This is a genomic window from Sinorhizobium sp. FG01 (assembly GCF_002531875.1).
GTDB lineage: Bacteria > Pseudomonadota > Alphaproteobacteria > Rhizobiales > Rhizobiaceae > Sinorhizobium > Sinorhizobium fredii_C.
Genome location: NZ_NWTB01000010.1, coordinates 200,471 through 212,934, shown reverse-complemented (window position 1 = coordinate 212,934; position 12,464 = coordinate 200,471). Strand labels below are relative to the sequence as shown.

Genomic DNA, 12,464 nt, shown 5'->3' with positions numbered 1-12,464 from the left:
CGGAATCCGCTTGCTTCAGCGCCGCAGCGTCAGGCCGACGCCGACGCGTGTCGTATCGCTCGAGGGGCCGATATCCCTGTTGGTGCGCTCGTAGCTGACATCGCCGGTGAGCGCCAGATAGCGGCTCATGTCCCAAGTGAGACCCGCGCCCGTCCGCCAGGTGGCCTCGTCGGAGGCGGCGGCATCCGAGGGGAAATCGCGCAATGTCAGGCTGTTCGACAATGTCGCCACCAGTGACGAACGCAGCTGGTGGGTGATGATATTCGTCAGCTCATAGTTGATCGATCCCGGATTGCCCGCTGTCGTGGACGGATCGAGATAGGTCAGGAGCCCGAAGAGCACGTCGGTGCCGCGCTTGGGCGACCAGTTGACCCGCCCGTCGACCGACAGGCCGCCCAAGTCGCCCAGCCGGTCGTCGTCGAGCCGAAACGTCTCATAGCCGAGCGCGAGTTCGCCGTTGAGCTTCTCGCCGAGGTCCACCTCCATACCGGCGCAGCCGGCATAGCTCATGTAGGAACGCTCGAAGCCGAGCGTGTCCCGCCTGAGATCGTAGATGGATTTGCCGACCGAGGCTTCGAGAAAGGGAATGAGGGCCGGCGACAGCTCGTAGCCGAGCCGCCCGGTAAGCGTGCCGGTATTGCGGTTGCGGTCCTCCTGCGACAGCGTCGTGCCGTTGTCGAGCTCGACATCGCCATAGGTCTGGCGCTCGAAGTCGAGGCCGAGGGAACCGCGGACGAGGCCGAGGTCGCGCTCGACGGCAGCGCCCAGCCGGTAGGTGTTGACCGCCGATTGCTCCACGGCATTGGCGATAGCGTTCGGATCGTTGGCGTCCTCGCGCTCGAAACTGTAGCCGGCGCTTAACTTGGCCGTCGTTTCGTCGCTCAAGTCGAGGCGCAGTTCCGCATCGACGTCGGCGCGCGGCTCTTCTTCGCCTTCGCCCGATATATTGTCCTGCAGGACGCCTTCGCCGGTGACGCTCAGCTGGTGGCGCGCCCAGTCGGATGTGAGCGTGCCCTTTAGGCCCGTCTCGAGAAAGGTCCGGCTCTGGCTGGCGCTGCCATTCTTCTGCCGATCGTGATTGAACGTTTCGCTGAGCGCCGGCTTCAGGACGAAGCTGCCGATGCGGATGCCCGGCGCCTGGCCGGCTTCCGGATCGATGCGCATGCGCAGCCCGTCGGTCGTTTCCTCGCGCCGGTTGAGGCGGTTGAAATCCTCGTCCAAGGCCGGGGGCAGATCGGAACTGGCGACGGCGCCGGTCGTCTGGGGATCGGTGGCCGCCGGGGAGGCACCGGTCTCAATCGTACTGCCAGTGACTGCGGTGGTTGCGGCTTGCGGCGCATCAAGGCTTTGCGCGGTCGCCGTGTGGGCGAAAAGAAGCGCACAGCCCGCCGACAGCCAGGCCCGCTTTCTCGCAAGCGAGGCGCCCGCCGTGATCGAGCGTGAAAACCTGGGCGCCATCTGCCGTTTGTCCGCAAACCTGATTGCAATCGTTTCGCAATCGTAAAGGCACGTGGTTAAGCAATCGTTTCTGAAGCGAAATCAGCCATGAAGATGCGAGGGTTTCAGGCTTGCTCGACGGTCAACTGGCGGCCGCTGCTTGCGACGATGCGCACGCGGGTGCCGGCGGGCAGATCCGGTCCTTCGACCAGCCAGGTCGTATCGTCGAGGCGGACGCGGCCGCGGCCTTCGGCAATCGGCTGCTCGAGCACGGCCGTGCGGCCGACGAGGCTTTCGCCTCGCCTGTTGAGGAGGGGCTCGTCGCTTCCCGACGAGGAGACGACGAAGCGCCGCCCGATCACCACGGAGACGAGCGCGAGCAGCGAGAAGGTGACGAGCTGCACCTCCCAGACCCACAAGGCCGTGTCCCACAGGAGGAGCGACAGGACGCCGGTCAAAAGCGCCGCAAGCGCGATCCAGACGAGGAACACGCCCGGCAAGATCACTTCCGCCGCCAGCAGCAGGAGGCCCAGGACCCACCAGTTCCAGGGGCCGAGCTCGAAGGCGATACGCTCGATCATCGACCGATCCTCACGCGTTCTCGGCGGGGCCCGGCGCCGGGCCGGTGCGCGGCGTCGACTGGCGCGGGCGAGAAGGAGCGGGCGGCTGCCCGTCGCCGAAGACTTCGCGGGCGATCGCGCCGATGCCGCCGAGCGAACCGATCAGCGAGGAGGCTTCCATCGGCATCAGGACGATCTTCTGGTTGTTGGCGGTGCCGATCGAAGCCAGGGCTTCCGTGTACTTCTGCGCGACGAAATAGTTGATCGCCTGCACGTCGCCGGCGGCGATCGCTTCGGAGACCATGCGGGTCGCCTTGGCTTCCGCTTCCGCCAGGCGCTCGCGCGCTTCCGCCTCGCGATAGGCAGCTTCCCGCTGCCCCTCCGCCTCGAGGATCGCCGATTGCTTGGCGCCTTCGGCGCGCAGGATCTGCGCGTTCCTGGCGCCTTCCGCTTCGAGCACCTGAGCGCGCTTCTCGCGCTCCGCCTTCATCTGCCGGGCCATCGCCTCGACGAGGTCGGTCGGCGGGGCGATATCCTTGATCTCGACGCGAGTGATCTTGATGCCCCAGGGATTGGCCGCCTCGTCGACGACGCGCAGCAGCCGGTCGTTGATCGTGTCGCGGTTGGAAAGCAGCTCGTCGAGATCCATCGAGCCCATGACCGAGCGGATATTGGTCATCGTCAGGTTGAGGAGGGCGTTTTCAAGATTGGCGACCTGATAGGCGGCCTGGGCGGGGTTCAGCACCTGATAAAAGGCGACCGCATCGGCCGATACGCTGGCATTGTCCTTGGTGATGACCTCCTGGGTCGGAACGTCGAGCACCTGCTCCATCACATTCATCTTCGCGCCGATGCGATCGAAGTAGGGGATGATGAAATTCAGACCGGGATCGAGGGTCTTGATATATCGTCCGAAGCGCTCGATCGTGTAACGGTAACCCTGTGGAACCGTCTTGATCCCGGCGAAAAGCGTCAGGAAAACGAGAACGACGAGCGCAATGACCGCATAATCCAAGCCGCCCAAGGACAATCCTCCCTCTTTGCAGCTCCAGACCTGGAGTGCTGCCCGGCCTATGACGTGGCGATTCGCGGGAATAATTCAAGCGAAAGTATCTTTCTACGTTTGCTACTGCCCGGTGCCGGTTCGAACTTAATAAAGCTCAAACCAGTTGTCGTCTAAGGTCGGTCTTCTACAGGTGATGAAAGGCCGAACGCAGCGCGATGAATGGCATTTGGGGGCAGTTTGTTGGCAACCTTGCATTTGTAAGCCTGTCGATTTCGATCTGGGCGCATCTGTCGATCTGGCTCCGCCGGCGGTTTGCCGGACACGAGAAAATCCTGTTCGGGCTGATGGCCGGCATCGCCTCTATCGGCTCGATCCTGCTGGCCGTGGAATTCAGTTCCGGCATCCATATGGACCTGCGCTACGCACCGCTGGCACTGGCCGGTATGTTCGGCGGTCCGCTCGCGGCGGCCATCGGCGCAACCCTGGCGGCTATTTTCCGGATCGCGCTCGGCGGTGTCGCCGCACCCGATGGCGTGGTGGCGATCATCGCCGTCACGGGCATGGGCCTTAGCGTCAATCTGTTGATGAAGAAGAGATCGCCGACCCTTCTGCATGTCGTCGTGCTCGGCGCGGCGGTCGGAATCCTGCTGGTCGTGCTGATGGCGGTGCTGCCCACTCTGTCGAAGAGCCATGCTTTGGCGACAATGGGTCTGCCCATGGCGGCGATGAATTGCGCTGCGACCATTGTTTGCGGTTTCATCGTGCTGACGACCCAGCACCTGGAACTCGAGCGCAGAATGCTCGAGACGGCGTTCTCGCAATCGCCCGACTATCTCTACGTGAAGGACAGGGACAGCCGCTTCATCACCGTCAACGAGAACATGATCCGCCTCTACCGTATGAGGACGACGGCCGAGATGGTGGGTTTGTCGGATTTCGATCTCCATCCGCGACGGCTCGCCGAGGAGCTTTACCATCGCGAGCAGGAGGTGATGCGCACGGGCGTGCCCCTTATCGATTCCCTCGAACACATCGAGGGCCTCGACCTGCTCGCCTCCAAGGTGCCTCTCCGCGACAGGGAGGGACGGGTGATCGGGCTGGCGGGCGTAACCCGGGACATTACCGAACGCACCGCGCTCGAGCGGGAACTCAGGGAAAGCAAAAACCTGCTCTCCCATGCGATGGCGGGGATGTCCGACGGCTTCGCGATGTTCGACAGGGATGGCTATCTCCTCTTCTGCAACGAGCAATACCGCAGCGCTTTTCCGCTGTCGGGCAGAGCCCGGGTGATCGGTGCGCATATCAGCGACATTGTCCGCTGCGTCGCCGAAACCCGAGAGCGGCTCAACGTGCCTTACGAATCCGTGGATGAATGGATCAGTGAGGCGACTTCCACGTTGCACTGCAACAAGGACGAAGAGGTTCAGCATCAGAACGGCGACTGGCACAGCATCAGGACAAGGCTTGCGCCCGGCGGGACCGCGATGGTGGTCGTCTCGGACATCACCGTGATGAAACAGGCCGAAATGGCACTCAGGCTTTCGGCCGAGCAGTTGAAGAACCTGGCGGAGACGGACGGCTTGACCGGCCTTGTCAACCGCCGCGCCTTCGATGAAGCCTTCGTGCGCGAGGCGGCGAGATGCGCCAGGATCAATACGCCGCTCAGCCTCCTGATGATCGATATCGATCGCTTCAAGGCTTACAACGATACTTACGGACATCCGGCCGGCGATCAGTGCCTGCGTCTTGTCAGCAAGTGCCTTCTGAATTCCGCGCAACGGCCGGCGGATATCGTCGCCCGTTACGGTGGCGAGGAATTTGTCGTGCTGCTGCCGGACACCGACGACAAGGCGGCCGCCATCGTTGCCGAGAAATTCGCCGGTCTGCTCGGCGAGGAGAAAGTCGTCCATGCGCAAAGCGAGTTTGGATCTGTCACGGCAAGCATCGGCATAGCCTCGGCAATCGGGCATATCCTGCAGGCCGAGCCGGGCCGCCTGCTGTCGGAGGCGGACGCCGCTCTTTACGAAGCCAAGATGCTGGGTCGCAATCGCATTCTCGCGCGTGTGCTCGCCGACGCGGCGGACGTCAGGTTGGCAGGCTAGGCGCAGACCTCGGAACCAGCGGCAAGGCTTTCCGGCTCAACGATCAGGATCTGATGCGGCGCGTATCATGCGTGCGCATACACGCGGTATTGGATATTCCGCTCACCCAACGAAAGTCTGGCCATGGTCTTCTGATGACGTGAAACCGGAGCGGCGTCATGATTCGGGTGGGTACCAAGTATCAATACCTTGTGCACGGCACTGGCTGCGGCTGCTTCAGCCCCGTTTTACAGCAAGCATCGCGCCGCTTGGAAGAATTTTCCCGCAGGAGCTTTCTTGCTTGTGCGGGTGCCGCGGCCGTCACCGGGATAATGCCTGAACCATCCTTCGCCCAGGGACCCGCCTCCAAGGTTCTCTTGAGCAAAATCCGGTTGTTCGATGGCAAGTCCGACCTTTGCGGGCCGGGGTTCAGGTCCTGATCGAGGGCAACAGATGCGACGAACAGGGCTCCGCCGTTCGACGCGATCGTGATCGATTGCGGCGATCGCGTTCTGATGCCGGGCATGATCGATGCGCACTGCACACGCTGTATGCCGCAGTTCCCTTGACGGTCATAGCGACTTGCGATCCAGGCTTCGTGTTCTCCGCCTCCACGGCCGAAGCGGAACGGACACTCCTGCGCGGCTTTACCGCCGTCCGTGACCTGGGCAGTCCCGTCTTCTCTTTCAAGCAGGCGATCGACAGCGGCGTGATACCGGGTCCGCGCCTTCGGCGAGGAGGAACTCCGTGCGGCGATTGACGTTGCCCCGGTCTGGAACACCTACGTCACTGTCCATGCCTATGCCCCGGACACCGTCCAGCGGGCGATCGCGGCGGAAGTGCGCTGCATCGAGCATACGCATCTGATGGACGAGGACGGCAAGGCTCATGGCCGACAAGGACTCAGCACCCAGCCTTTCCTGTCGACGAAGGATATCGCCCCGCAGGCACGGCCATCGGCCGAACGCATGCAGCAGGTCTTTGCCGGAACGTTCGCAAGCACGGGATCAAGGCGGCATGGGTGTCGGATGTGCTGTTCTCCCCTGAAGTGACGCGGCGCCAGGGCATCATGCTCACCCATCTCAGCCGCTGGTACACCAACGCCGAAACGCGCCGTATGGCGACATCGGTCAATGCGGAACTGCTGGCGCTCTCCAATCTTCGCACGCCTTTTCCGGGCAAGCTCGGCGTCATACAGGAAGGCGCGCTCGCCGATATCCTGGTTCTCAATGGCAATCCGCTCGAGGACATCCGCCTGATCGAAGATCCGGAGAAAAACGTGGCCGTCGTCATGAAAGACGGGCGGGTTCGTAAGAACGCGCTGTAGCGCCTTCAGCCCTCGGGGATCTCGCCCGGCCGATAGTTGGGCAGCTTGCCGGCCGGCAGGATCGTCAGGAGAGCGAGCCCGGCCATCATCAGGAAGCCGAGCTTGAGAGCCCGCAGCCTCGCCTCTGTGTTGATGCGAAGCGCCTCGGCCTTCTGGTCGGGCGTCGCGGTGGTGGCCGCGACTATGCTCTCGAGTCTTTCGTTGCTGGCAAAGCTGATGCTGTCGAGGTTCACCTGCGACTGGATCTCGATCGGCAGCGTTGGCCGTCTCGCGGCGCCGCGTCCACAGCAGAAATCCCTGGCCGAGCACGATGCGATGAGAATCAGGATCGGTGCCGGCGACAGGCCAAGCACGTTGAACGGTGCAGTCGGCCGAGCCAGAGCAAGTCCCGAACCGTTCAGATTGTTGAAGCCGAAGCTGATAAGAATGATTGCCGTTGCGGCAAGCAGCACGCCGAGGAAGTCGATCCGCACCTCAGGGCGACCGTGATCTGGCTTGAGCCGGAAGCTCAGCAGCAGGACGAGCGCCGAGACGGCGATCAGGATTCCGAAGACCGGCCGCCAGCCGATATAGGTGCCGAGCACGCCGCCGATCAGGAATGCCAGCACGCCGGCGCCTGCCCGGGCCGATCCCAATGCGCCCAAGGCCGTCGCCTGCTGGGTGCCGTGGTAGTTTTCGGCGATCAAGGCGATGAGGGCGGGAACGATGACGGCGCCGGCGGCACCGCACAGCGCCTGCGCAGTGATCATGGCCGTCGCGTTTGGGCTGAAGGTCATGAGAACCTGCGCCAGTCCAAACACAAAGACAGCCAGCCGGAAGACGCGCAGCGTACCGAACCGCTGTACGAGCTTTGCACCCAGCATGACAAAGCCCGCGACGATCATCGAGTAGGCAACGATGCCGGTGGCTACCACCGTCGGTGCAACCTGAAAACTTTCGACCATGCCGCCAAGCGCGACGGGCAAGGACGCCACATTGAAAGACATGATCGCCTGGCCGAATGCAATCGCGACCATGGGAATCCAGGAGGCTCGCTCTTCCGCAAGTTCCTGCTGGGCGGATGTCGTCGCGGCCATAGATAGTCCCCCTTTGGACCTGGCGATTTCTTCAGCTAGCTGAAGCGGCGCGCCGGCCATCAACCGGGCGGTGACATCAACAGATCGAGCCCGAGCCGTTGTGACAGGAATTGCGCCACCAATTGTCCCTTGACGCTGTTGCCCGCCTCGTCGAGAGGCGGCGCGAAGGTGCCGAGACCCCCTTTTCCGGGCGAGACAGTAACGATGCCGCCGCCGATTCCGCTTTTGCCCGGCAGCCCGATCTCTTAGAGCCAATCCCCGGAGGTCTCGTAGAGGCCGGCGGTCAGCATGACCGCCAAGGCATAGTGACAGACTTCGGGTCTGACGATCTGTTCGCGCGTCAGCGGATTGAAGCCGCCATGCGCGAGCGTTGCGCCCATGACGGCGAGATCTTTGGCGCTGACGTTCAGCGAGCATTGCCGGGTATAGAGCTCCGTCGCCTCCATGGGATCGCAATAGATGCGGCCGAGGCTTTCCAGCATCCAGGCAATGCTCCGGTTCCGGGAGTTTGTTCGGGAAGCGGAGTCATAGACTTCATCGTTGACGGACAGCTGCCTTCCGGCAAAGCGAGACAGGCCCTCGCTGATGAAGCGCCATTTCGCTTCCTCGGTCTCTCCCGGCACCAGGTCGTCGTGGCGATGGCTCCGGCATTGACCATCGGATTGCTGCGGCCCTCCGCGTTGCGCTCGGTCCCGGCAACGGAGTGAAGGCGTAGCCGGTCGCATTCACGCCCAGCCGCTCACGCGCGCCGGTGGCGCCGATCACATCGCAGATCAGAGCGAAGATGAACGGCTTGGAGACGCTCATGAGGGTGAATTCATGTTCCGCGTCTCCGACGGCGAACACGCGCCCGTCAACGCTCACGACGCAAATGCCGAAGAGATTGCTCGGCACGTGGGCCAGGGCCGGATAGACTTGGGAGTTCTGTCCCAGCGCGACGGAGGCAAAGCGTTCGTGGGCCTGCGTGACCAGGCGTGCGACATGATCGGACGGCGGAAGGCTCCCTGTCGAGACATAGGAGCTTTGCGGGTCGAAGAGGGGATCCAGTAGCTCCACGTGCCCTCCTCAGCGGTCGGGCGACCAATGCTACGTTCAACTCAGCGGTGTATTCTACATCAGAAGAAAGGGCGCTGCAACTACAGCCAGCCCTCGAGTTCACGGCGCACGACGTGGTTGAGCACGGCCATGCCTTCGGCGCTGTCGTTCAGACAGGGGATATGGGCGAACTTCTCGCCGCCATTGTGATGGAAGCTTTCGGCCGCCTGGCCGGCGATTTCTTCCAGCGTCTCCAGACAATCGGAAACGAAGCCCGGATTGATGACGGCGATGCGCTTGACGCCGTCCTTGGCGAGCCTCTCGACCGTCGCGTCCGTATAGGGCTGCAGCCATTCCTCCGGTCCAAAGCGCGACTGGAAGGTCACCTGCAGCTTCTCCTTCGACCAGCCGAGCCTCTCGCGCAAGAGCCGCGCCGTCTTCTGACAATGGCAATAATAGGGATCGCCAAGCTCGAAATAGCTTTTCGGAATGCCGTGGAACGACGCCAGAACGACCTCCGGCTGCCAGTCGAGCCTTGCCAGGTGGCGCTCGATCGACGTGGCGAGCGCGTCGATATAGACCGGGTCGTCGTGGTAAGGAGGGACGGTGCGCAACGCCGGCTGCCAGCGCATCTTCAACAGCGCCTCGAAGGCCTTGTCGTTGACCGTAGCGGTCGTTGCCGCTGCATATTGCGGGTAGAGCGGAAATACCAGGATGCGCTCGCAGCCCTGCTTTTGCAGCGCCTCCATGCGCGAGGCGATCGAAGGCTGGCCGTAGCGCATCGCCCAATCGACGACGACGTGCGGGCGATCGGCGAAGCCTTCGGCCATCAGTGCGGCCTGGTTGCGCGTGTAGGTTCTGAGCCAGCTTTCGTTGAGCGCCCTGTTCCAGATCAGCTCATAGGCCTTGCCGACCTTCTGCGGGCGCGTGTTGAGCACGATGCCGTAGAGGATCGGGTACCAGAAGAGGCGCGACCATTCGATGACGCGGCGGTCGCTGAGGAACTCCTTGAGGTAGCGGCGCATGGAAGCGTAATCGGTGCCGTCCGGCGTGCCGAGATTGACCAGCAGGACGCCGACCTTCCCCGATTTAACGGCGGGGTGAGCAGCGGCGGTCGGTTCGGCAACTAGGTCTGTCATCGTCTTCCTCACGGGCGTTTATATGTTTAGCAGCGCCTCTGTTTTCAAATCCTTCTAAAAAGAAAAGCCGGCGCGGGAAAGCCCGCACCGGCCTTTGCCACAGAGGCAAATTGTCTTACTTCGCCGGAATCTCCAGTTCCCTCCCGATCTCGAGCGCGCGCGGGGCCGGATCGCCATTGGCTGCCGCGATTTTCTTCCACTCGAAGCCGTTGCCGTAGAAGGACTCGGCCAAATCCCAGAGCGTGTCGCCCCGGGCGATGACGTGCTTCTGCGGTCCGCCAGCGGCCGATGCGGTTCCGCCCGATGGCTGGGCGGCGGGTGCCGCGGCAGCGCCTTCGGCCGGCTTGGTTTCGGCAGCCGGTTCCGCCGGCGTCGTGCCGGCCGCAGCGGCGACCTCCGAAATGCGGCCGTCCGTATAGGGTTTGAACGGCTGATGCGCCGCAAGATAGTCTGCCAGCACCGTTTCGAGACCCGGACCGTAGTCGTAGGCGTTCTCGCCCTTGGATTTGAAGACCGCGTAGCCGTCGCCGCCGCCGCGCATGAAATTGTTGCTGACGAGCGAATAAGTCTTTTCCGGATCGAGCGGCTTGAAGGCGTCACCCTCCTTCACCTGGATCGAAACAAGGCGGCTGCCGGCGGGCTTTGAACGATCGAAGGAGAATTTGAGGCCGGCCACTTGCGGGAACCGCCCGCCGCCTTCCTCGACCTGGCTGACGCCGTTCTCCAGCGCCGCGCGGATATCGGCACCCTTCAACTGGAAGGTCGCGACGGTGTTCTGGAAGGGCAGCACCGTGATCACTTCGCCCATCGTTACGTCGCCGGCGTCGATCGAGGCCCTCAGGCCACCGCCATTGGTGATGGCGATCGTCACGCCCTGGCCCTTGACGCGGTCGAGCAGGGCATCGGCGACGAGACTGCCCATCTCGCATTCCTTCGCCCGGCAATTCTCGCGCGATCCGTCGATCGGCGCTTCCGTTTTGGCGACGATCTTCGTGCGCAGTTCTTCGATCGGCTTAGCGAGCTCCTTGACGCGCGCGACCACTGCCTCATCCGGCTTGATGGAGAAATCGACTAGGATCGGATCGCCCTTGGCGGCCTTGACGACGCCGCTGTCGTCGAACGTGACGACGAGGTCGCCGAGATACTTGCTGTAGGAGCCCGCCTGGACCACCGGCACCTTGTAGCCGCCGGGGTTGTCGACCATCGTCGGATAGGGGCCTTCGGCCTTCTCGTCGGTGTTGGAGAGGAGGCTGTGGGAATGGCCGCCGACCACGACGTCCACATCCGGGATCTTGGCGATCGCTGCGAGGTCGCGCGGATAGCCGACATGCGTCAGCGCGACGATCTTGTTAAGGCCCTGTTTCTTCAGCTCGTCGACGGCGCTGGTGATCGTCGCCACGTCCTCGCCGATCAGGATGTCCGGGCCCGGCGAGGAGAGCTCCGGCGTGTCGTTGGCGACCGCGCCGACAATGCCGATCTTCTGGCCGCCGAGGTCGAGCACGATCGACGGCTTGATACGGTCGCCGATCTTCGACTTGTGGCTAGGAAGAACATTGGCGGTGACGACGGGGAACTTGACCTTGTCGAGGAAGCTCGCGAGACCGTCCTCGGCTTCGTCGAACTCGTGGTTGCCGACGGTCATCGCGTCGAACTTCATCAGGTTCAGGAATTCCGCTTCCGCCGCGCCCTTGTAGGTGGTGAAGAACAGCGATCCTTGAAAGTTGTCGCCGGCATTGAGCAGAAGCACGTTCTTGCCGGTAAGCTCCTGGCGCTTCTGGTCGATCAGCGTCTTCAGACGGGCGACGCCGCCGAAGCACTCGTTCTTGCCTTCCTCCTCGGCCGAGCAGGTCGAATCGAACTTGTTGATCGACTCGATGCGCGAGTGCAGATCGTTGATATGCAGGATGTTCAATTCGTAATCGGCGAAGGCGGCGCCCGATGAAAGGGCGAGAAGGGATGCGGTGATGAGGCCGGTCCGCATGGATTTGATCATGATGTTCTCCTGTTGCCTGTCGTCTTCAGCCGATTGCAGGCCCCAGTCGGAAATCATCGCCCGGCCGAGGCATTTCAGCAGGCCGGATGTTTTCATCAGTCGCGCCGGACTTCAAGCGCTAAACACGTCTCTTCTTTGCCGGATTCCAAGTAGGGTTAAGCCGGCTCAGAAACAAAAGAAGCCTCCGGTCGGAGGCTTCTTTGACATGCATTGTCGGATCTCTGCTCAGCCCTGGCGGGCGAGCGAGAATTGGGCGCCTGCATCCGTCGTGCAGTTCAGCTGCGCCGGTGATACGAGCGCGCAGTTGACCCTGGATTGGGTATTCCTGACCAGAGAGGTCATGTTGATCTCGACGAGCGTCGGGCTGACATTCACATAGGTGCCGGAAGCGAGAAGCTGGTTGGTGTCGGTGGTGCGCGTCGAGAAGGTGCCGCCGGCAAAGGTAGAGATAATGCCGTTCGGATCGACCCAGGCGCCCTCCACGCCGCTCGCCCGCGCCTGCGGCGCCTGGCGGATTTCCCTCGGAGACGACTGGCAGGATGCAAGCGCCGTGGCGGTTGCGAGAATGGTCAGTATGGCGAGTGGCTTCATCGGCGTTTCTCCCGCGTCACGAGTTGAAGCGGAATGCAAACGCAATGCCGCTACAGACTTCTGTTCGCCCCGCTCTACCGCATAATTCGCTCCGCCGGAACCGGCTTGACGGCAAATTGAGCAGCGGAACAGCGTTCCAGGGCGACTTTGTACGCCGGGCGTTGCGCCCAAGCCGCAGGAGGCTTTCGATTTCGCCGTTCAGTTGTGAGCTGCAAGCAA

General features: G+C 62.7%; 11 protein-coding genes and 1 pseudogene. 2 read left to right on the top strand and 10 right to left on the bottom strand.

From position 1 onward, the window contains the following. Positions 1 to 15: 15 nt before the first annotated feature. The 3 genes from CO656_RS18600 to CO656_RS18590 form a co-directional block, all read right to left on the bottom strand. The gene (locus CO656_RS18600; RefSeq protein WP_097526680.1) at positions 16 to 1,458 is read right to left on the bottom strand and encodes an outer membrane beta-barrel protein; all 1,443 of its coding nucleotides are present in this window, start codon (positions 1,456 to 1,458) and stop codon (positions 16 to 18) included. A gap of 104 nt (positions 1,459 to 1,562) precedes the next feature. Next, positions 1,563 to 2,018: an NfeD family protein gene (locus tag CO656_RS18595; RefSeq protein ID WP_097526679.1), complete on the bottom strand. Its 456-nt coding sequence runs from the start codon at positions 2,016 to 2,018 to the stop codon at positions 1,563 to 1,565. Between the two features lie 10 nt (positions 2,019 to 2,028). Continuing rightward, positions 2,029 to 3,021, bottom strand: coding sequence for an SPFH domain-containing protein (locus tag CO656_RS18590; RefSeq protein ID WP_097526678.1), 993 nt, complete (start codon positions 3,019 to 3,021; stop codon positions 2,029 to 2,031). 197 nt (positions 3,022 to 3,218) lie between these two features. On the opposite strand from CO656_RS18590, the gene CO656_RS18585 reads away from it, so the two are divergent. Then, positions 3,219 to 5,105: a diguanylate cyclase gene (locus CO656_RS18585; protein ID WP_097526677.1), complete on the top strand. Its 1,887-nt coding sequence runs from the start codon at positions 3,219 to 3,221 to the stop codon at positions 5,103 to 5,105. A gap of 181 nt (positions 5,106 to 5,286) precedes the next feature. On the opposite strand, the gene CO656_RS30830 is transcribed toward CO656_RS18585, so the two are convergent. Further along, entirely contained in the window at positions 5,287 to 5,865 is a 579-nt protein-coding gene (locus tag CO656_RS30830) for a hypothetical protein (RefSeq protein ID WP_234819793.1), read from the bottom strand. Between the two features lie 240 nt (positions 5,866 to 6,105). Between CO656_RS30830 and CO656_RS30825 the strand changes: the two genes are divergently transcribed. Next, entirely contained in the window at positions 6,106 to 6,411 is a 306-nt protein-coding gene (locus CO656_RS30825; RefSeq protein WP_234819792.1) for a hypothetical protein, read from the top strand. A gap of 5 nt (positions 6,412 to 6,416) precedes the next feature. Here CO656_RS30825 and CO656_RS18575 read toward each other — a convergent pair whose 3' ends face one another. The 6 genes and pseudogenes from CO656_RS18575 to omp10 form a co-directional block, all read right to left on the bottom strand. Then, positions 6,417 to 7,487, bottom strand: a complete 1,071-nt coding sequence (locus tag CO656_RS18575) for an MFS transporter (protein ID WP_103452612.1) — start codon at positions 7,485 to 7,487, stop codon at positions 6,417 to 6,419. 59 nt (positions 7,488 to 7,546) lie between these two features. Continuing rightward, a pseudogene (locus CO656_RS31405) lies at positions 7,547 to 8,110 on the bottom strand (glutaminase). Next, positions 8,022 to 8,543: a glutaminase gene (locus CO656_RS31400; RefSeq protein WP_337441794.1), complete on the bottom strand. Its 522-nt coding sequence runs from the start codon at positions 8,541 to 8,543 to the stop codon at positions 8,022 to 8,024. The pseudogene CO656_RS31405 and the gene CO656_RS31400 overlap by 89 nt, the downstream one beginning before the upstream one ends. Before the next feature lie 80 nt (positions 8,544 to 8,623). Further along, positions 8,624 to 9,661, bottom strand: a complete 1,038-nt coding sequence (gene hemH / locus CO656_RS18565; RefSeq protein ID WP_097526676.1) for a ferrochelatase — start codon at positions 9,659 to 9,661, stop codon at positions 8,624 to 8,626. A 115-nt stretch (positions 9,662 to 9,776) separates the two neighbouring features. Beyond that, positions 9,777 to 11,654 (bottom strand): bifunctional UDP-sugar hydrolase/5'-nucleotidase, encoded by a 1,878-nt coding sequence (locus tag CO656_RS18560; RefSeq protein WP_097526719.1) that lies wholly within the window; start codon positions 11,652 to 11,654, stop codon positions 9,777 to 9,779. Positions 11,655 to 11,879: 225 nt separating this feature from the next. Further along, entirely contained in the window at positions 11,880 to 12,245 is a 366-nt protein-coding gene (omp10, locus tag CO656_RS18555) for an outer membrane lipoprotein Omp10 (protein ID WP_037420246.1), read from the bottom strand. Between the last annotated feature and the right edge of the window lie 219 nt (positions 12,246 to 12,464).

Excerpts from the sequence above, each read along its gene's own strand:
- CO656_RS18600 (WP_097526680.1), bottom strand. The coding sequence starts at position 1,458 with ATGGCGCCCAGGTTTTCACGCTCGATCACGGCGGGCGCCTCGCTTGCG.
- CO656_RS18595 (WP_097526679.1), bottom strand. The coding sequence starts at position 2,018 with ATGATCGAGCGTATCGCCTTCGAGCTCGGCCCCTGGAACTGGTGGGTC.
- CO656_RS18585 (WP_097526677.1), top strand. The coding sequence starts at position 3,219 with ATGAATGGCATTTGGGGGCAGTTTGTTGGCAACCTTGCATTTGTAAGC.
- CO656_RS18575 (WP_103452612.1), bottom strand. The coding sequence starts at position 7,487 with ATGGCCGCGACGACATCCGCCCAGCAGGAACTTGCGGAAGAGCGAGCC.
- hemH (WP_097526676.1), bottom strand. The coding sequence starts at position 9,661 with ATGACAGACCTAGTTGCCGAACCGACCGCCGCTGCTCACCCCGCCGTT.
- CO656_RS18560 (WP_097526719.1), bottom strand. The coding sequence starts at position 11,654 with ATGATCAAATCCATGCGGACCGGCCTCATCACCGCATCCCTTCTCGCC.
- omp10 (WP_037420246.1), bottom strand. The coding sequence starts at position 12,245 with ATGAAGCCACTCGCCATACTGACCATTCTCGCAACCGCCACGGCGCTT.